8 protein-coding genes are annotated in these 20620 nt (G+C 61.8%); 5 read left to right on the forward strand and 3 right to left on the reverse strand.

Annotation, left to right across the window (positions count from 1 at the left end; all coding sequences use genetic code 11):
• Positions 1 to 2 precede the first annotated feature (2 nt).
• Positions 3 to 902, reverse strand: a complete 900-nt coding sequence (locus AC07VO_RS14555; RefSeq protein WP_138867052.1) for an SDR family oxidoreductase — start codon at positions 900 to 902, stop codon at positions 3 to 5.
• 12 nt (positions 903 to 914) lie between these two features.
• Positions 915 to 2705 (reverse strand): acyclic terpene utilization AtuA family protein, encoded by a 1791-nt coding sequence (locus AC07VO_RS14560; protein WP_192351014.1) that lies wholly within the window; start codon positions 2703 to 2705, stop codon positions 915 to 917.
• A gap of 190 nt (positions 2706 to 2895) precedes the next feature.
• On the opposite strand from AC07VO_RS14560, the gene AC07VO_RS14565 reads away from it, so the two are divergent.
• The 4 genes from AC07VO_RS14565 (at position 2896) to AC07VO_RS14580 (ending at position 6584) form a co-directional block, all read left to right on the forward strand.
• Positions 2896 to 3519 (forward strand): TetR/AcrR family transcriptional regulator, encoded by a 624-nt coding sequence (locus AC07VO_RS14565; protein WP_064616776.1) that lies wholly within the window; start codon positions 2896 to 2898, stop codon positions 3517 to 3519.
• Positions 3520 to 3614: 95 nt separating this feature from the next.
• Positions 3615 to 4409 (forward strand): substrate-binding periplasmic protein, encoded by a 795-nt coding sequence (locus AC07VO_RS14570; protein ID WP_026331946.1) that lies wholly within the window; start codon positions 3615 to 3617, stop codon positions 4407 to 4409.
• A 172-nt stretch (positions 4410 to 4581) separates the two neighbouring features.
• The gene (locus tag AC07VO_RS14575) at positions 4582 to 5421 is read left to right on the forward strand and encodes a hypothetical protein (RefSeq protein ID WP_018929983.1); all 840 of its coding nucleotides are present in this window, start codon (positions 4582 to 4584) and stop codon (positions 5419 to 5421) included.
• Positions 5422 to 5570: 149 nt separating this feature from the next.
• The gene (locus tag AC07VO_RS14580; RefSeq protein ID WP_018929982.1) at positions 5571 to 6584 is read left to right on the forward strand and encodes a GNAT family N-acetyltransferase; all 1014 of its coding nucleotides are present in this window, start codon (positions 5571 to 5573) and stop codon (positions 6582 to 6584) included.
• 93 nt (positions 6585 to 6677) lie between these two features.
• Here the strand turns inward: AC07VO_RS14580 and AC07VO_RS14585 are convergent, their stop codons facing one another.
• A complete protein-coding gene (locus tag AC07VO_RS14585) occupies positions 6678 to 7226 on the reverse strand; it encodes an RNA polymerase factor sigma-70 (RefSeq protein WP_026286708.1) in 549 nt (182 codons plus the stop codon).
• A gap of 381 nt (positions 7227 to 7607) precedes the next feature.
• Here AC07VO_RS14585 and AC07VO_RS14590 point away from each other — a divergent pair, with 381 nt between their 5' ends.
• The gene (locus AC07VO_RS14590; protein ID WP_192351016.1) at positions 7608 to 20591 is read left to right on the forward strand and encodes a non-ribosomal peptide synthetase; all 12984 of its coding nucleotides are present in this window, start codon (positions 7608 to 7610) and stop codon (positions 20589 to 20591) included.
• The last annotated feature ends 29 nt before the right edge of the window (positions 20592 to 20620 follow it).

Below are 20620 nucleotides of genomic sequence, written 5' to 3' on the forward strand. Positions count from 1 at the left end.
GGTTATTCCTTGTCCTTCGGTTCGTCTGGTTTGGAGGCGTCCGGCCTGAGTACTTCAGGTAAATAGGCGCGGTGAAAGCCGTTGTACGAGTGACTGTTCTGCGCCTTGTGCATTGGCCAGGCCCGCCCGCCGAGGCTGGCGGCACCGTCGATGCGCAACGTGCTGCCGCTGACAAACGCCGCTGCCGGGCTGAGCAGGAACACAATCGCCGCGCTGATTTCCGATTCGGTGCCGATGCGCTTGAGCGGCACGTGTTCGCACAGCGTCGGAATCACCGCCCGGAACGCGCCTTCGTAGGTGTCCATGCCGCTGGACGCGACCCAGCCCGGCGCGACGGCGTTGACCCGCACGCCGGCGTAGCCCCATTCGAACGCGGCGGTCTTGGTGAAGTTGTCCATGCCCGAGCGCGCCGCGCCCGAATGGCCCATGCCGGGCATGCCGCCCCACATGTCGGCGAGCATGTTGACGATGGCACCGCCGTGCTTGCTCATGGACTGATTGAACACCTCCCGGGCCATCAGAAAACCACCCACCAGGTTGGTGCGCAGGATGGTTTCGAAACCTTTCTGATTGATCGACGCCAGCGGCGACGGGTACTGCCCGCCAGCATTGTTGACCAACCCATGAATCGGCCCGTGTTCGCGGATCAGCTCGCTGACCAGTTGCGTGACGGCGTCTTCGTTGCGGATATCGCAGACCTGCCAACTGGCTTTACCGCCGTCTTCGGTGATTTCGGCGCTGACCTTTTTCAATTTGTCGGCATTGCGTCCCACCAGCAGCACTTGCGCGCCGAGGGCCGCGAGCTCATGGGCGGTGCAACGACCGATGCCGCTACCGCCTCCGGTGACGATGATGGTTTGGCCGGCGAACAGGTCGGGTTTGAAAATCGAGTCATAGGCCATGGCGACAGTCCTCTAATTGAACTGATCGGCGATGCGCTGGGGCACCGGAATCTGGATTTCCAACAGTTGTTGGGCGAACGCCTTGCCCTGCGGATCGATCCGCAGGCTGGCCACGCCACCGCCGCCGAGTGCGTTTTCCAGAAGAAAATTAAAGCTCTGAGTGCCGGGTAAATACCAGCGTTCGACGCGTCCGTGAATCGGGTCGAGGACATGGCTCATCCAGTCGACCATCACCTCGGGTGTCAGTGTTTCGGCGATCCACGGCAGGTAGTCGGGGTGGCGGGCCATGACGCCGATGTTGCTGTGGTTACCCTTGTCGCCGGAGCGCGCCACGGCGAGTTTGATCAAGGCCACGCTGGCGTCGGCACGCTCTGTGGCTTTGGGTGGGTCGAACGGCAGCGGCAAGTCAGCTGGGTCGAGCGCATCGAGGGCGGGCAGGGCACACGGATGGCGCTCACCGGCAAGGTCGATCTCCAAGGTGCAGGCGGTTTTGTCGATCAGGAACGAAAACAGCCGGATCAACGGATACACCGTCGGCCGCCCGCCGACGATTCCCGTCAGCCCAGGCGCCATACCGGTGGCAGCCTGAGCGATTTCCCGGGAGAACAGAATCAAGGCCTGCTTGCTCGGATGGCGCACGGCGAGTTTGATCACCACTTCGCGGCTGTCCTGGCGCTGGCCGTGGGGGCCGTAAGTGGCTTCGCTGCCCAGCAGTTCGATGTTCACCTCGCTGTAGGGCGCCCAGCCGCGCTGGTTAAACATTTCCGAGGTCTTGTTGATGATCGCCTGGCTGACCCGTCGGGCCTTGGCCACGGCATCGATCCCGGCGATCAGGCAACTGGCGGTGCAGCGGAAACCGTCCGGGTACGTTGCGCTGACCTTGTACTGAGCGGTCGGTGGCAAGCCTTTCGCGCCATGCACCTGAACCGCGTTTTTGCCTTGTTGCACGAGTTTGACCTGACTGAAATCGCACACCACATCGGGCAGCAAATAGGCCTGCGGATCGCCGATTTCATAGAGCATCTGCTCGCCTACCGTCAGGGGCGTGACCAGGCCGCCGGAGCCGTCGGGTTTGCTGACGATGAACTGGCTGTCGGCACCGACTTCGACGATCGGAAAACCGATGTGTTCGTAGTCGGGCACGTCGTGCCAATCGGTGAAATTACCGCCGGTGCACTGGGCGCCACATTCGATCAGATGCCCGGCCAATGCGGCTTGGGCGAGTTTGTCGTAGTCGTGCCACGACCAGCCAAACTCATGCATCAGCGCGGCGCTGACCACGGCGCTGTCGACTACGCGCCCGGTGATCACAACGTCGGCGCCCAGGCGCAGGGCTTCGACGATGCCCGGTGCGCCGAGGTAGGCGTTGGTCGACACGCACATAGGCGGCAGGGGTGCGCCACTGAACATCTCATGGATGCCCAGGTTGCTCAGGTGTTTGAACTGCGGTTGTAGGTCGTCACCCGACAGCACGGCGATTTTCAGCGCCACCCCGGCCTTGTCGCAGGCCGCTTGCAGGGCTGCGGCGCAGGCCTGTGGATTAACCCCGCCGGCATTGCTGATCACCCGGATCTGTTGTTTTGCGAGCTGCTCGAGGAGGGGGTTGAGGACTTCGATGAAGTCGCTGGCGTAGCCGGTGGCGGGGTCTTTCATCCGCGCCCCGGCCATGATCGACATTGTTATTTCGGCCAGATAATCGAACACCAGATAGTCCAGTCCCCCGCCCTCCACCAGTTGCGCGGCGGCGGTCGAGGTGTCGCCCCAGAATGCACTGGCACAACCGATGCGAATTGTTTTAGGCACAGTCAACTCCATAGCCACCTGCGACAGAAGTGCTTCGAGACTACCAAGCAAGCGCTTGGTTTGTAAACGCCTTGATTATCTTCTTCCCGAGCGCTTGCTTGGTCGCCCCCGCCAGCTTAAATTGCCCGCGCAACCCTGCTGTTTTAACGGGCAGCGGCGCATTTGATTGATCGACTGTAGGAGAGAACGGGTGGACGAGCAAAAAGCCCTGAGGGTGATGCGCGAATTGGTCGACAGCGGCCAATTGACCGACCCCGACAGCGCCCGCGGCAAACTGCTGCAAGTGGCCGCTCACCTGTTTCGCAACAAAGGTTATGAACGCACCACCGTGCGTGACCTGGCCAGTGCGGTGGGCATTCAGTCAGGCAGCATTTTTCATCACTTCAAAAGCAAGGACGAGATTCTGCGGGCAGTGATGGAGGAGACCATTCGCTACAACACCGCGTTGATGCGTGCAGCGCTGGCCGAGGCCGGCAATGTGCGCGAGCGGGTGCTGGCGCTGATTCGCTGCGAATTGCAGTCGATCATGGGCGGCAGTGGCGAGGCCATGGCGGTGCTGGTGTATGAGTGGCGTTCGCTGTCTGAGGAAGGTCAGGCGCAGGTTCTGGCGTTGCGCGATATTTATGAAGCCATCTGGCTGCAGGTGCTGGGAGAAGCCAAGGACGCCGGTTTTATCCGGGGCGACGTGTTCATCACCCGCCGCTTCCTGACGGGCGCACTCTCCTGGACCACCACCTGGTTTCGCGCCGATGGCAGTATGAACCTCGATCAATTGGCCGATGAAGCGCTGATTTTGGTGCTTGAAGAACGGTAAGAGCCGTCTATCTCGGCAAGAAACTGGCTAAGTTGACGAAACAGCCTAGTTTGTATGCATTGGTGAGTATTTTTTTTGGGGAGTGTGCTGTTTTGATGTCTTCATCAATTCGAATGGCGTCGCGGCTTTTGCTGGCGGCGCTTGCGGTGTGCTGGGTGTTGCCATCTCAGGCCGCGCAACAGGTGCGGGTCGGGGCCGCCCATTTTCCACCCTATACCGTGCGCCCGGAGTCCGGTGCCGACACCGGTCTGCTGCCGCAACTGGTGGAAGCGTTGAATCAGCTGCAAACCGATTATCAGTTTGTGCTGGTGCCCACCTCGATTCCCCGGCGTTTCAATGACTTCAAGGAAGGCCGGGTCGATATGGCGATTTTCGAGAACCCGGAGTGGGGCTGGAAGGACATTCCGCATACCGATGTCGACATGGGCCTGGAAGATGCAGAAATCTTTGTCGCGCAGAAGCAACCCGGTCGCGATGAGAACTACTTCAAGGATCTGGCGAGCAAGCGCCTGGCGCTGTACAGCGGCTATCACTACGAGTTTGCCAATTTCAACGCCGATCCCAAGTACCTGGCCGACACTTACAACGCCACGCTGACCTATTCCCACGACAGCAACCTGCTGATGGTGCTGCGCGGGCGAGCGGACATTGCCCTGGTGACACGCTCTTATCTGAGCGATTACCTGCTGCGCAACGAAAAAGTCGGCGAGCAGTTGCTGGTGTCGCAACGCATCGATCAGGTCTATCACCATTACGCGCTGATTCGTCCAGAGGCGCCGATTACGGGGGAAGCATTCGGCAAGTTGCTGCAAGGCCTGCGAAACAACGGCCAGATGCTGAAGATTTTCGATCCCTACAAAATTGCCCTGGTGCCGGTGGGCAAGCACTGACAGATAGAGTTTCCGGGGGCAGGGGGGGGCGGACGACCATTCATCTGGTATTTATGTTTTGCTGTTCGAATGGTCGAATTGACAGTAGACGCTTCCCCTCACGTGGTCTTAGCTCCTTTCCTGTGTCCGACCCCATGGAGGGGTTGGCGCTCATTCAGAAAGGATTTCTGTCATGACAAACCCCGCGTTGGTTTCTCTCTCCTGTGTGCCCGCTCCTGTGGTGCCACAAGCCGTCAACGATGTACTCGTTCTGAAAAAACCTGATGATTCGGCCGGTGTCACGGTCGAGGTGGCGCGTTGGCCATTCATGGTGGTTAATCAAAAGACAACGCTGCATGTCTGCGGTCAACAAGCCGACGGCTCGCCAGTGATGCTGCGAGTGGCCGACGCCGAGCCCGTCACGCAACAAGAGTTCCAGGAGGGCTGGCGTCGCAATATTGCCTGGGCGTCTTTGCAGAATCTGAAAGACGGGAGCCATCTCGCGTTTGTTTTTCAGGCGGCGCTGGATGGAGGCAGTTGTGCTGGCCCGGTGCTGTTCCCGACATTGTGTCTTGAGGTCCAGGCGCCTTTCGACGATACAACGACCTTCTCGGCAACAGACGGTACCAATAACTGGAATGGTTGGATGAGGGGCGACGCTGCGACTGATCCACGGGATCTCACCATCACCAAAGATGGAGATATCTACGTATTATTCGACAACACCTACACCAACAACTCTGCCGGCACGGTGTTGAAAAAGACCTTTCAGGGGCTGGAAGTGGGTCGGTCCTATGAGTTCGGGGTGACCGTGCGCAGGTGGAACAACAGCTATTCGGTTCCGGTGCTGTCACTCAACAGCGGAGCGCAAGTCATTGCCCCCGCGACGGAAATTTCGTCAATGGCCTGGGCTCCGCTCAAAGGCACGTTTACCGCGAGTGCATCACAGATGGAGTTGCAGATCGTTAACCATGTCGCCACCGGAAACGGCAATGACTATGCCTTCCGCGAAATCTGGGTCAGGTCGATCTAGCACCTGCGTAACGTCAATGGCCTGGAACTGATCCAGGCTGTGCATGCCACCGCGAATGCTGATTAAGGTTCGCGGTATTTTTCGTTAAATTTCCATGTCCGGCTCACGTCACCTCAGTTAACTGTCGACGATTACCGTGAGCCCGACCCATGTCCAATCTGAATGACCTGACCGCCCTGGCCTTGCCGTCAGGCAACCGTCTTGTAGCCGATGAAACCGCAAGTCGCCTGAGCCTCAGTCTGGAAGGGCAGCCGCTGATCGAACTGCGGCTGACCCGTGAGCCCGAGTTGCATCTGTGGCTGGAGGAGTGCTTTGGCCGTCCTGACGGTCAAGCATTCTGGGCGGCCTGTTATTGGCTGTTTGCCCGTGATGCGCAGTGTCAGCGTCTGACCTGGCACCTCGATCAAGTGCCCACTGAAGCCTTGCTCAGCGGGTTGCTGATCGCGACCGACGTCAACGGTCAATATCGCTGTGAACGCACGCTGTTCTGGCAATTGCCTCAGCCTTGGCTGGGTGAGTCGTTGACCGATAGCTATCCGCAGCAGATGGTCATCAGTGACGGCAAGCGCCATCCCCTGCGTGCGGTGAAACCCCGTGGTGAGGTCTATCGACGCTTCGATGCGCGGCTCGGTGCGTGGGTCTCCTTGCGCACGGTAGAAATTGAGCATGACCTGGCGCGTTTCAACCGCTGGCAGAACAGCCCGCGGGTCGCGAGTTTCTGGCAGGAGGAGGGCAGCCTCGAGAAGCATCGGGAATACCTCGGCAAACTCGAAGCCGACCCGCACACCTTGACCCTGATCGGTTGCTTCGATGATCAGCCGTTTGCCTACTTTGAAGCCTACTGGGCCAAGGAAGATCGCATTGCGCCGTTCTATGACGCCGGCGATTACGACCGTGGCATTCACATGCTGGTGGGTGAGGAAGATCACCGTGGCCCGCACAAGGTGGCGAGTTGGTTATCGGCGCTGGTGCACTACCTGTTTCTCGATGATCCGCGCACTCAACGGGTGGTCGCCGAACCTCGCGCCGACAACGCGAAGATGATCGGGCATCTGCATAATCAGTGTTTTCACTGCGAGAAAGAGTTCGACTTCCCGCACAAGCGCGCGGCGCTGATGGTGCTGGGGCGTGAGCGTTTTTTTGATCGGTGTTCGTTGGCTTGAGTCAGTCTTCGCGGGCAAGTCGGATCGCCGCACCGCTCGCTCCTACAGTGACAGGCAATATTCCCTGTGGAGCGAGGCTTGCCCGCGAAGCGTTTAACGACGGGCGAAGGTATCGGCACGATTGCCCGACACCTTGCGGCAATGCACCAGCGCATCACGAATCATGAAGTTCACCAGGGTCGGCGAGACGCCCAGTTCCTTGGCGATGTCTTTTTGCGGCACGCCGTGCAGGCGGTACATCTCGAAGGCGTAACGGGTGCGGCTGGGCAGCTCCGTCAGTGCATCGGCAATGTTTTCCAGGGTCGAGAAATTCATGTGCGAGGTTTCCGGCGAAGCGCCTTGGATCACCACGTTCAGGCCTTCTTCTTCCGGGCCCGAATACTTCTGCTCCAGCGCCTGCTTGCGGTAGTGATCGATCGCCAGGTTGCGCACGATCTGGAACAGGTAACTGAGCTGCGCCTTGATGGACGAGGTGATCTGCGGCGCCGATTGCAACCGGAAGAACGCATCCTGCACCACGTCTTCGGCGCGGGATCGGCAGCCGGTAATGCGGGCGGCAATCTTGACCAGAATCATTCGGTTGTCGACGAAGGCCTGAAGTAGCGGTGAATCGCACCTGCTTGTGGATACTTGTTCCGTCATTGGAAATCACCTTGCTGCAAATAGGGTCGTGGGACGACAAGGGGGTCGGAGCCGTCCTACATATCGAGCGACAAATTATGTTGAATGATAATGATTGTCAATTGAGAAAGAGAATTAATGCTCCGTTGCGGTGCGGACCGAGAACGGCGACACGCTGACTCACCCACCGGCCACAAGCCTGCCGGCGCTCAAGCCCGGCGACTAATTATTCCAAGACCTCATCCGTTCTCATTGGTGAATGGCTGCGGGCGCAAGCCCCGGCCAGAACAGCATTCCCAATGCCTTGCGCGGTCGGCGAAGACCGCGTCCTGCATGCCCATGAACGGGCGTGACGTACGAAAACCGATTCCACTTGCAAGCCGAATTCAGGCAGGAAACCTCATGACCGACGCGTTCGAACTCCCCAGCACACTGGTCCAAGCCCTCCAGCGCCGCGCGGCCCTGACGCCGGACCGGGTGGCCTTGCGTTTTCTTGCCGAAGCCCAGGATCAGGCTGTGGTGCTCAGTTATCGTGAGCTGGACCAACGGGCGCGAACCATTGCCGGCGCGTTGCAGGCCCAGGCGTCGCTCGGTGATCGCGCGGTGCTGCTGTTTCCCAGCGGTCCGGATTACGTCGCGGCGTTCTTTGGTTGCCTGTACGCCGGGGTGATCGCGGTGCCGGCCTATCCGCCGGAATCGACCCGTCGTCATCATCAGGAACGCCTGCTGTCGATCATCAGCGATGCCGAGCCGCGCCTGCTGTTGACCAGCGCCGACCTGCGCGACGCCTTGTTGCAAATCAACGGGGCGCCGCCGCTGCTATGTGTCGACACCCTCGACAACGCCCTGGCTGAACGCTGGGTTGCGCCGGACCTGCAAGGCGAGCACATCGCTTTCCTGCAATACACCTCCGGCTCCACCGCTTTGCCTAAAGGTGTGCAAGTCAGCCACGGCAACCTGGTGGCCAACGAACGATTGATTCGTCACGGCTTTGGCATTGACCTCAATCCTGATGACGTGATCGTCAGCTGGCTGCCGCTGTACCACGACATGGGCCTGATCGGTGGTCTGCTGCAGCCGATTTTCAGTGGTGTGCCGTGCGTGTTGATGTCGCCGGCGTACTTCCTCGGTCGCCCGTTGCGCTGGCTGGAAGCGATCAGCGAGTACGGCGGCACCATCAGTGGCGGGCCGGACTTCGCCTATCGACTGTGCAGCGAGCGCGTCAGCGAATCGGCTCTGGAGCGCATTGATTTGAGCGGCTGGCGCGTGGCGTATTCCGGTTCCGAACCGATTCGCCTCGACACCCTGGAACGCTTCGCCGAGAAGTTCTCGGCCTGTGGTTTTACGCCAGACAGCTTCATGGCTTCTTACGGCCTCGCGGAAGCGACACTGTTCGTTGCCGGCACTCCGCGCGGTCAGGGCATTCCGGCGTTGCGCGTGGACGATCAGGCCTTGGCGCAAAACCGCGCCGAACCGGGCGACGGCAGTCCGGTCATGAGTTGCGGCATCAACCAGCCGGATCATGCGGTGCTGATTGTCGATTCGGTATCGTTCGAAGAACTCGCCGACAACGCGGTCGGTGAAGTCTGGGCCGCCGGGCCGAGCATCGCCCATGGCTACTGGCGCAACCCTGAAGCCACGGCCAAGACCTTCGTCCAGCACGCGGGCCGCACCTGGCTGCGCACCGGCGACCTGGGCTTTTTGCGTGACGGTGAACTGTTCATCACCGGGCGCCTGAAAGACATGCTGATCGTTCGTGGTCACAACCTCTATCCGCAGGACATCGAGCAGACCATCGAGCGCGAAGTGGAGGTGGTGCGCAAGGGGCGTGTGGCCGCGTTCGCGGTCAATCTCGAGGGTCAGGAAGGCATCGGCATTGCCGCGGAAATCAGCCGCAGCGTGCAGAAAATCCTGTCGTCCGAGGCGCTGATCAAAGCCATCCGCCAAGCGGTGGCCGAGGCGTATCAGGAGGCGCCGAGCGTGGTGGTGCTGCTCAATCCGGGGGCACTGCCCAAGACCTCCAGCGGCAAGTTGCAACGTTCGGCCTGCCGCAATCGCCTGGCCGATGGCAGCCTCGACAGCTATGCGGTTTTCCCGTCGGCAGCGAACGAAAGTGAAGGCAGCAGCGAGTCGAGTTCAGAACTGCAAACCCTGATCGGCCAGATCTGGTGCGAGCAATTGCAGGTCAAACAAGTCAACGCCGACGATCATTTCTTCCTGCTCGGCGGTAACTCCATCGCCGCTACTCAAGTGGTCGCACGCCTGCGTGAAACGTTGGCTCTGGAGCTGAATCTGCGTCTGTTGTTCGAAGCGCCAACCCTCGGCGCGTTCGCCGCCGCGGTCGCCCGGCAACAACAGGACGGCGGCCTCGCCCAAGGCGCGATCACTCAGCTGTCGCGCAACGACGCCATGCCGCAATCCCTGGCGCAAAACCGTTTGTGGATCACCTGGCAACTCGACCCGCAGAGCAGCGCCTACAACATTCCCGGCGCCTTGCGCCTGCGCGGCGAACTGGACGAAGACGCCTTGCGCGCCAGTTTCCAGCAACTGATCGAACGTCACGAATCCCTGCGCACGCGGTTTTTCGAGCGCGACGGTGTGGCCCTGCAACGGGTCGATGCTGCCGCTGAATTCAATCTTCAAGTGATCGACATCAGCGACGTGCCGGCCGCCGAGCGTGAAGTCCGCGCGCAACAAATCCGCGAGGACGAAGCCCGCACCCGGTTCGACCTGGAGAACGGCCCGCTGCTGTGGGTGACCCTGGTGCGCCTCGATGATGAGGATCATCAACTGCTGGTGACGATGCACCACATCATCGCCGATGGCTGGTCGCTGAACGTGCTGATCGAGGAGTTCTCGCGCCTGTATACGGCCGCCTCTCAAGGCCAGACCGCCAGCCTTCCAGCCTTGCCGACGCAATACGCCGACTACGGCAGTTGGCAGCGCCAGTGGCTGGCGCAAGGGGAGGGCGAACGGCAACTCGCTTACTGGAAAGAGCAGTTGGGTGATGAGCATCCGACCCTGAGCCTGGCCACCGACCACCCACGTTCGGCACAACACACCCACAGCGCCGCCCGCCACACCCTGCGGTTGGACGCGAGCCTGAGCAACGCCATTCGCCAGACCGCCCAGGCTCATGAGTCGACGCCGTTCATGCTGTTGCTCGCGGCGTTCCAGAGCCTGCTGCATCGCTACAGCGGCCAGCGCGACATCCGCATCGGCGTGCCGAATGCCAACCGTCCACGGCTGGAAACCCAGGGGCTGATCGGCTTCTTCATCAACACCCAGGTGCTGCGTGCGGAAGTGGATTCGCGTCTGCCATTCGTGGAGTTGCTGGCGCAAACCCGTCAAGCCGCCTTGGGTGCGCAAGCGCATCAGGACTTGCCGTTCGAGCAACTGCTCGAGGCCTTCCCCCAGGCCCGCGAACAAGGCTTGTTCCAGGTCATGTTCAACCATCAGCAACGGGATCTCGGCGCTCTGCGTCGTCTGCCGGGGCTGCTCGCCGAAGAGCTGCCGTGGCACAGCCGCGAAGCCAAGTTCGACCTGCAACTGCACAGCGAAGAAGACCGCAACGGACGCTTGAGCCTGTCGTTCGACTACGCCAGCGAGTTGTTTGACGCGGCGACCATCGAGCGTCTGGCCGAGCATTTCGCCAACCTGCTGCGAGCCGTCTGTGAGCGTCCGCAACAAGCGATCGGCGATCTGCAACTGCTGACCGCCGCCGAACAGGCTCAGCAAAATGACTGGAGCGTTGCTCCGTGCAACCCGGCACAGCAGTGGTTGCCGGAACTGCTCAACGAACAAGTACGCCAGACCCCGGAACGCATCGCGTTGCTGTGGGACGGCGGCAGCCTGGACTTCGCCGAACTGCATACTCAGGCCAACCGCCTGGCGCATTACCTGCGCGACAAAGGCGTCGGCCCGGACGTGTGCGTGGCGATCGCCGCCGAACGTTCGCCGCAGTTGCTGATCGGTTTGCTGGCGATCATCAAGGCCGGCGGCGCTTATGTGCCGCTGGACCCGGATTACCCGGCCGAGCGCCTGGCCTACATGCTCCGCGACAGTGGCGTCGAGTTGTTGCTGACCCAAACCGAATTGCTCGACCGCTTGCCGGCCACTGATGGCGTCTGCCTGATTGCCATGGACGCCCTGCACCTGGAGAACTGGCCAAGCCATGCACCGGGTTTGCACCTGCACGGCGACAACCTGGCCTACGTGATTTATACCTCGGGTTCCACCGGCCAGCCCAAGGGTGTCGGCAACACGCACGCAGCGCTCGCTGAACGTCTGCAATGGATGCAGAACACTTATCGCCTGAACGATACCGACGTGCTGATGCAAAAAGCCCCGATCAGTTTTGACGTGTCGGTGTGGGAGTGTTTCTGGCCGCTGATTACCGGGTGCCGCTTGCTGATCGCCGGTCCCGGCGAACACCGCGATCCACACCGCATCGCACAACTGGTCAAGCAATACGGCGTGACCACGCTGCACTTTGTGCCGCCGCTGCTTTCGCTGTTCATCGACGAACCGCTGACCGCCGAATGCACCAGCCTGCGCCGGGTGTTCTGCGGCGGCGAAGCCTTGCCCGTCGAACTGCGCAACCGCCTGCTGACGCAACTGCCGGCGGTGCAACTACACAACCGCTACGGCCCCACCGAAACCGCGATCAACGTCACTCACTGGCACTGCACAACCGCCGATGGCGAGCGCTCGCCGATTGGCCGGCCATTGGGCAACGTGCTGTGCCGGGTGCTCGACAGTGACCTCAACCCGGTGCCGGCCGGCGTGCCGGGTGAACTGTGCATCAGCGGTATCGGTTTGGCTCGGGGCTATCTGGGCCGTCCGGGGCTGACCGCTGAGCGTTTCGTGGTCGATCCACTGGGCGAGCAGGGCGCGCGTCTGTACCGCACCGGCGACCGTGCGCGCTGGACCGCCGATGGCGTGATCGAATACCTCGGTCGTCTCGATCAGCAGGTCAAGCTGCGCGGTTTTCGTGTCGAGCCGCAAGAGATCGAAGCGCGGCTGTTGGCACAATCCGGCGTCGCCCAAGCGGTGGTGCTGGTGCGCGAAACAGCGGTCGGCGGGCAGTTGATCGGTTACTACACCGCCACTGATTCCACTGAAGACCTCGACACTCAAACCGCACGCCTGAAAGCCGCACTGGCCGCCGAGTTGCCGGAATACATGGTCCCGGCGCAACTGATGCGTCTGGACAAAATGCCCCTGAGCCCGAGCGGCAAACTCGACCGTCGTGCCTTGCCGGAGCCGCAGTGGCAAGTTCGCGAACACGTTGAACCGGTCACGGCGCTTGAGCAACAAATCGCCGGCATCTGGCGCGAAGTGCTGGACCAGACGCAGATCGGTCTGCGCGACGACTTCTTCGCCCTTGGTGGCCACTCGCTGCTGGCCACGCAAATCATCTCCCGTACCCGTCAGGCCTGCGACGTCGAGTTACCGTTGCGGGCGCTGTTCGAGGCCAGTGAGCTGGGCGCGTTTGCCGAACAGGTTCGCTTGATCCAGGCCAGCGGCAAAACCAACCGGCAGCCACCGATCGAGAAGGTCGACCGCCGCCAACCGGTGCCCTTGTCCTATTCCCAGCAACGCATGTGGTTCCTCTGGCAGATGGAACCGGACAGCCCGGCCTACAACGTCGGCGGTATGGCGCGCTTGCGTGGCGTGCTGGATGTCGGGCGTTTCGAAGCGGCGCTGCAAGCATTGGTCATGCGTCACGAAACCTTGCGCACGACGTTCCCGAGCATCGACGGCGTGGCCCGGCAACAGGTGCGTCCGGACACCGGCCTACGCATGGACTGGAAGGATTTCTCCGCGCTGGCGGCCGATACCCGTGAGCAGCGAGTCCAGCAACTGGCCGACAGCGAGGCGCACACGCCTTTCGATCTGGATACCGGACCGTTGCTGCGCGCCTGCCTGGTCAAGACCGCCGAGCATGAACATTACCTGGTGCTGACCCTGCACCACATCGTCACCGAAGGCTGGGCGATGGACATCTTCGCCCGGGAACTCAGCGCGCTCTACGAAGCGTTCGTCGATGACCGCGAATCACCGCTGCAACCCTTGCCGGTGCAGTACCTGGATTACAGCGTGTGGCAGCGTCAGTGGCTGGAATCCGGCGAACGTCAGCGCCAGCTCGATTACTGGACTGCGCAACTGGGTCGCGAACATCCGCTGCTGGAGTTGCCGGCTGATCGTCCGCGTCCGCCGGTGCAAAGTCATCAGGGCGAACTGTTCCGCTTCGACCTCAGCGATGACCTCGCGGCGCGGGTTCGTGCCTTCAACGCAGACAACGGCCTGACCCTGTTCATGACCATGACCGCCGCCCTGGCCGTGCTGCTTTACCGCTACAGCGGCCAGACCGACCTGCGCATCGGTGCGCCGGTGGCCAACCGCATTCGCCCGGAAAGCGAAGGGCTGATTGGCGCGTTCCTCAACACCCAAGTGCTGCGTTGCCAGCTCGACGGGCAGATGTCCGTGGGCGAGTTGTTCGAGCAGGTTCGCCACACGGTGATCGAAGGCCAGTCCCATCAGGACCTGCCGTTCGATCACTTGGTCGAAGCCCTGCAGCCACCGCGCAGCGCCGCGTACAACCCGCTGTTCCAGGTGATGTGCAACGTGCAGCGCTGGGAGTTCCAGCAGCGCCGGACCCTGGCCGGGATGACCGTCGAGTACCTGGCCAACGATGCGCGAGCGACCAAGTTCGACCTCAACCTGGAAGTCACCGACCTCGACCATCGCCTGGGTTGCTGCCTGACTTACAGTACCGATCTGTTCGACGAGCCGCGCATTGCGCGCATGGCCGGGCACTGGCGCAATCTGCTGGAAGCGTTGCTGGCCGATCCGCAACAGCGCTTGAGTGAGCTGCCATTGCTCGACGCCACTGAACAGCAAAACCTGCTCGACAGCCTCGGCATCGAGCCGGGTGAGCATCGCCTCGATCAATACATCCATCAGCTGTTCGCTGAGCAGGCGCTGGTGCGCATGGGCGCACCGGCGCTGACGTTCGCCGGGCAAACCCTGAGCTACGCCGAGCTCGACAGCCGCGCCAATCGTCTGGCCTGGATGCTCCGTGAGCGCGGTGTCGGGCCGCACGTGCGGGTCGGCTTGGCGTTGGAACGTTCGCTGGAGATGGTCATCGGCTTGCTGGCAATCCTCAAGGCGGGCGGCGCCTATGTGCCGCTGGACCCGGAATACCCGCTGGATCGCCTGCACTACATGATCGAAGACAGCGGCATCGGTTTGTTGCTCAGCGATGCGGCGATGTTCGCAGCACTCGGTGAATTGCCGGCCAGCGTCGGTCGTTGGTGCCTGGAAGACGATGCCGCGGACCTGGCCAATTACCCGGCCAGCGAGCTGCCGTTTATCAGTATGCCGCAGCATCAGGCGTACCTGATTTACACCTCGGGCTCCACCGGAAAACCGAAAGGCGTGGTGGTGTCCCACGGTGAAATCGCCATGCATTGCCGCGCGGTGATCGAGCGTTTCGGCATGCGCCCCGATGATTGCGAGTTGCACTTCTATTCGATCAACTTCGATGCCGCGACCGAGCGTCTGCTGGTGCCGCTATTGAGTGGTGCGCAGGTGGTCCTTCGCGCTCAAGGCCAGTGGGACGCGCAGGAAATCTGCGGGCTGATTCGTCGCCACAACATCAACATCCTCGGCTTCACCCCAAGCTACGGCAGCCAGTTGGCGCAATGGCTGGCGACCCAGGGCGAAACCCTGCCGGTGCGCATGTGCATCACCGGTGGCGAAGCCCTGACTGGCGAACACTTGCAGCGGATTCGCGCGGCGTTCAAACCGAGCCTGTTTTTCAACGCTTACGGCCCGACCGAAACTGTGGTCATGCCGCTCGCCAGCCTGGCCCCCGAGCAATTGGAAGAAGGGCTGGGCAGTGTGCCGATTGGCAGCGTGATCGGCGCTCGGGTGGCGTACATTCTCGACGCCGATCTGGCGTTGCTGCCGCAAGGCGCGACCGGCGAGTTGTATGTCGGCGGCGCCGGTCTGGCGCAGGGTTATCACCAACGTCCGGGGATGACCGCCGAACGCTTTGTCGCTGATCCTTTTGCCGCGAACGGCGGACGCTTGTACCGCACCGGCGACCTTGTCCGTCAGCGCGCCGATGGCCTGGTCGAGTACCTCGGCCGCATTGACCATCAAGTGAAGATCCGTGGTTTTCGCATCGAACTGGGCGAGATCGAAACCCGACTGCTGGAACATGAATCGATCCGTGAAGCGGTCGTGCTGGCGCTCGATGCGCCGAGCGGCAAGCAACTGGTGGGCTATCTGGTTACAAACGTGGCCGAGCAGGATGAAGCGCAGCAAACTGCACTGCGCGAAGCGCTGAAGGCGCACCTCAAATCTCAGTTGCCGGATTACATGGTGCCGACGCACTTGATCCTGCTGGCCAGCATGCCGCTGACCGCCAACGGCAAACTCGACCGTCGCGCACTGCCGGCACCGGACCCGGAGTTGAATCGTCAGCAATACGTGGCGCCGAGCAACGAACTTGAGATGATCCTGGCCGGCATCTGGTGTGAAGTGCTCAACGTTCAACAGGTCGGCCTCAACGACAACTTCTTCGAACTGGGCGGCGATTCGATCCTGTCGATCCAGGTGGTGAGCCGTGCGCGGCAGCAGGGCATTCACTTCAGCCCCCGCGACCTGTTCCAGCACCAGACCGTGCAGACGTTGGCTGCGGTGGCGACTCGTACCGAGCAGGTCACCGCCGAACAAGGTTTGCTCACGGGTGAATCGCGTCTGACGCCCATTCAGCACTGGTTCTTCGACACCGAAATCCCGCAGCGTCAACACTGGAACCAGGCGTTGCTGCTGGAACCGACCGTGGTGCTGGAGCCGCATCGCCTGGAGCAAGCGCTGTTGGCGGTGATCGAGCAGCACGACGCCTTGCGCCTGCGTTTCACTGAGGTCGCCGGCCGTTGGCAAGCCGAGCATCAGGCGGTTTCCGATGCCGCTGTGCTGTGGCAGGTACACGTGCCGACCCTGGACGCGTGCGCCGCGCTGTTCGCCGATGCCCAGCGCAGCCTCGACCTTGAGCAAGGGCCGCTGATGCGGGCGCTGCTGGTCGATGATCCCGAGGGGCAACAACGGTTGTTCATTGCCATTCACCACTTGGTGGTTGACGGGGTGTCGTGGCGGGTGCTGCTGGACGATCTGCAAACGGTTTATCGTCAACTGGACGCAGAGCAGTCAGTAAAACTGCCAGCGAAAACCAGTGCCTTCAGGGACTGGGCCGCACGGTTGCAGGCTTATGCCGGCAGCGAATCCTTGCGGGAAGAATTGAGCTGGTGGCAGGCGCAACTGGCCGGCCCAAGCGCTGAATTGCCGTGTGATCGGCCTCGGGGCGGGCAGCAGAATCGTCACGCACAAACCGTCAGCGTGCGCCTCGACAGCGAGCGCACCCGCCAACTGTTGCAACAGGCGCCGGCGGCCTATCGCACCCAAGTCAACGATTTACTGCTGACTGCGTTGGCCCGTGTGTTGTGCCGCTGGAGCGGTCATGGGTCGGCGTTGATTCAACTCGAAGGCCACGGCCGCGAAACCCTGTTCGACGAGATTGACCTGACCCGCACCGTCGGCTGGTTCACCAGTGCTTATCCACTGCGCCTCACTCCGGTGAGTGAGCAGGGTGCGTCGATCAAGGTAATCAAGGAGCAACTGCGCGCGGTGCCGCATAAAGGCCTGGGGTATGGCGTGCTGCGTTACCTGGCCGATGGCCTGTGTCGGCAGACCATGGCCGCGCTGCCGGTGGCGCCGATCACCTTCAACTACCTCGGCCAGTTCGACCAGAGCTTCGGCAGCGATGCGCTGTTCCGTCCGCTCGATGAGCCGGTCGGCGCGGCCCATGATCCGCATGCGCCGCTGCCCAACGAACTGAGCATCGACAGTCAGGTGTACGGTGGTGAACTGGTGCTGCGCTGGACCTTCAGCGCCGAACGCCACGACCGGCAAACCATCACCGACCTGGCGCAGGCGTATCTGGATGAATTGCACAGCCTGATCCAGCACTGCCTGAGCGACAACGCGGGCGGCCTGACGCCGTCGGACTTCCCGTTGGCCAAACTGACTCAGCCGCAACTCGACGCACTGCCGGTTCCGGCAGCGATGATCGAAGACGTCTACCCGCTGACCCCGATGCAGGAAGGCATGCTGCTGCACACCTTGCTCGAACCGGGCACCGGCCTCTACTACATGCAGGACCGCTACCGCATCAACAGCGAGCTCGACCCGGTGCGTTTCGCCCAGGCCTGGCAAGCGGTGATCGCCCGTCACGAAGCCTTGCGCGCGTCGTTCTGCTGGAACGTCGGCGAAGACATGCTGCAAGTGATCCATAAACCCGGCAGCACGCCGATCGAGTATCTGGACTGGAGCGCGGTTGCCGAAGCAGAGCAAGAGCCGAAGCTGCAGGCGCTGCTGAAAAGCGAGCGCGAGGCCGGGTTCGATCTGCTCAACCAGGCACCGTTCCATCTGCGTTTGATCCGCGTCGGCGCGGCGCGCTACTGGTTCATGATGAGCAACCACCACATCCTCATCGATGCCTGGTGCCGTTCGCTGCTGATGAACGACTTCTTCGAAATCTACACCGCCCTCGGCGAAGGCCGGCAAGCGCAACTGGCCGTGCCGCCGCGTTATCGCGATTACATCGGCTGGCTGCAACGCCAGAGCCTGGCCGAGGCGCGACAGTGGTGGCGGCAGAACCTGCAAGGTTTCGAGCGCACCACGCCGATTCCGAGCGACCGGCCGTTCCTGCGTGAACATGCCGGCGACAGCGGCGGCATGATCGTCGGCGACCGTTACACAAGGCTTGATCCCCGGGACGGCGCACAATTGCGCGAACTGGCCCAGGCCCATCAGTTGACCGTCAACACCTTCGCCCAGGCGGCGTGGGCGTTGGTGCTGCGTCGCTTGAGCGGTGAGCGCGACGTGCTGTTCGGCGTCACGGTGGCCGGGCGTCCGGTGGACATGCCAGAGATGCAGCGCACCGTCGGGCTGTTCATCAACAGCATCGCCCTGCGGGTGAAAATGCCCGAGGACGATCAGCGCTGCAGCGTTCGTCAGTGGCTCAGCGGTCTGCTCGACAGCAACATGCAACTGCGCGAATACGAGTACCTGCCGCTGGTGAGCATTCAGGAAAACAGCGAGTTGCCGAAAGGCCAGCCGCTGTTCGACAGCCTGTTCGTGTTCGAAAATGCCCCGGTGGAAGTCTCGGTGCTGGACCGTGCGCAAAGCCTCAATGCCACTTCGGATTCGGGCCGCACCCACACTAACTTCCCGTTGACGGCGGTCTGCTATCCGGGGGATGACCTGGGTTTGCACCTGTCCTACGACCAGCGCTATTTCGACGAATCCACCGTCGAGCGCATGCTCGGTGAGTTCAAGCGCCTGTTGCTGGCGCTGGTCGAGGGCTTCCACGGTGACATGGCCGATTTGCCGCTGCTGGGCGTCGAGGAGCAGGACTTCCTGATCCATGGCTGCAACCAGAGCGAACACGATTATCCGCTGGAGCAGAGCTATGTCTCATTGTTCGAAGCGCAGGTTGCCCGGCATCCACAGCGGATTGCCGCCAGTTATCTCGATCAGCAACACAGCTATGTTGAGTTGAACCAGCGCAGCAACCGTCTCGGCCATGCCTTGATCGCTGCAGGCGTCGGCCTCGATCAACCGGTGGCGCTGCTCGCCGAGCGTAATCTCGATCTGCTGGGCATGATTATCGGCAGCTTCAAGGCCGGTGCCGGTTACCTGCCGCTGGACCCGGGCCTTCCGAGTCAACGTCTAAGCCGCATCATCGACCTGAGCCGCACGCCGTTGCTGGTCTGCACCCAGGCGTGCCGTGAACAAGCCGTCGCGCTGCTGGAGGAATTCGGATGTGCCAACCGGCCTCGATTGCTGGTCTGGGAAGACGTGCAGGCGAGCGATGTTTCGGTGGCCAATCCGGGTATTTACAGCGGCCCGGACAACCTCGCCTACGTGATTTACACCTCAGGCTCCACCGGCCTGCCGAAGGGCGTGATGGTCGAGCAGCGCGGCATGCTCAATAACCAGTTGAGTAAGGTGCCGTACCTGAAACTGAGTGACGCCGATGTGATCGCCCAGACTGCCTCGCAAAGCTTCGACATTTCGGTCTGGCAGTTCCTCGCGGCGCCGTTGTTCGGCGCTCGGGTGGACATCGTGCCGAACAGCATCGCCCATGATCCGCAAGGCTTGCTGGCCCACGTCCAGAGCCAGGGCATTAGCGTGCTGGAAAGCGTGCCGTCGCTGATTCAGGGCATGCTCGCCCAGGACTGCATGAGCCTCGATGGCCTGCGCTGGATGTTGCCGACCGGTGAAGCGATGCCGCCGGAACTGGCGCATCAATGGTTGCTGCGTTACCCGCAGACGGGGCTGGTGAACGCTTATGGCCCGGCGGAATGCTCGGACGATGTGGCGTTCTTCCGCATCGACCTGGCCTCGACCCGTGGCAGTTATCTGCCGATCGGTACGCCGACCGACAACAACCGTTTGTACTTGCTCGATGGCGCGCTGGAGCTGGTGCCGTTGGGGGCGGTGGGTGAGTTGTGTGTGGCCGGCACCGGGGTCGGGCGCGGTTATGTGAGCGATCCGTTGCGCACGGCGCAGGTGTTTGTGCCGAACCCGTTCGGTGCGCCCGGGGATCGCCTGTATCGCACCGGTGACCTGGCCCGTCGGCGCAGTGATGGCGTGCTGGAATACGTCGGGCGTATCGATCATCAAGTGAAGATTCGCGGGTACCGTATCGAGCTGGGTGAAATCGAAGCGCGTCTGCATGAACAGCCGGAAGTCCGCGACGTGGCGGTCGGGGTGCAGGAGGGCGTCAACGGCAAGCATCTGGTCGGCTATCTGGTGGCAGCGGATTCGGCGCTCAATCCGAACGAACGACTGGAGCGGATCAAGCAGCGCCTGCGTGCTGAGTTGCCGGAATACATGGTGCCGCTGCATTGGTTGTGGCTCGACAAGCTGCCGCTCAACGCCAACGGCAAACTCGATCGCAAGGCCTTGCCGGCACTGGAGATCGGCCAGTTGCAGAGCCAGGACTATCAGGCGCCGGGCAATGGGCTGGAGCAGACCTTGGCGGATATCTGGGCCGAAGTGTTGAAGGTCGAGAAGGTTGGCGTGCGTGACAACTTCTTCGAACTTGGTGGGCATTCGCTGCTGGCCACGCAAATTGCCTCGCGGGTACAAAAAGCCCTGCAACGCAACGTGCCGCTGCGGGCGATGTTCGAGTGCAGCACGGTGGCGGAATTGGCCGAGTACATCGATGGGTTGGCGGCGAGCGACATTACCGAGGAGAAGGTGGATCGGTTGAATGACCTGATGGCGGAGCTGGAGGGCCTTTAATCCGGGTTGACTGCCGAGCCCACGCGGCT

The sequence above is a fragment of the Pseudomonas sp. GW821-FHT03E01 genome (assembly GCF_059420765.1).

Coding starts and splice junctions, on each gene's coding strand:
- AC07VO_RS14585 (WP_026286708.1), bottom strand. CDS start 7,226: ATGACGGAACAAGTATCCACAAGCAGGTGCGATTCACCGCTACTTCAG.
- AC07VO_RS14575 (WP_018929983.1), top strand. CDS start 4,582: ATGACAAACCCCGCGTTGGTTTCTCTCTCCTGTGTGCCCGCTCCTGTG.
- AC07VO_RS14580 (WP_018929982.1), top strand. CDS start 5,571: ATGTCCAATCTGAATGACCTGACCGCCCTGGCCTTGCCGTCAGGCAAC.
- AC07VO_RS14590 (WP_192351016.1), top strand. CDS start 7,608: ATGACCGACGCGTTCGAACTCCCCAGCACACTGGTCCAAGCCCTCCAG.
- AC07VO_RS14570 (WP_026331946.1), top strand. CDS start 3,615: ATGTCTTCATCAATTCGAATGGCGTCGCGGCTTTTGCTGGCGGCGCTT.
- AC07VO_RS14555 (WP_138867052.1), bottom strand. CDS start 902: ATGGCCTATGACTCGATTTTCAAACCCGACCTGTTCGCCGGCCAAACC.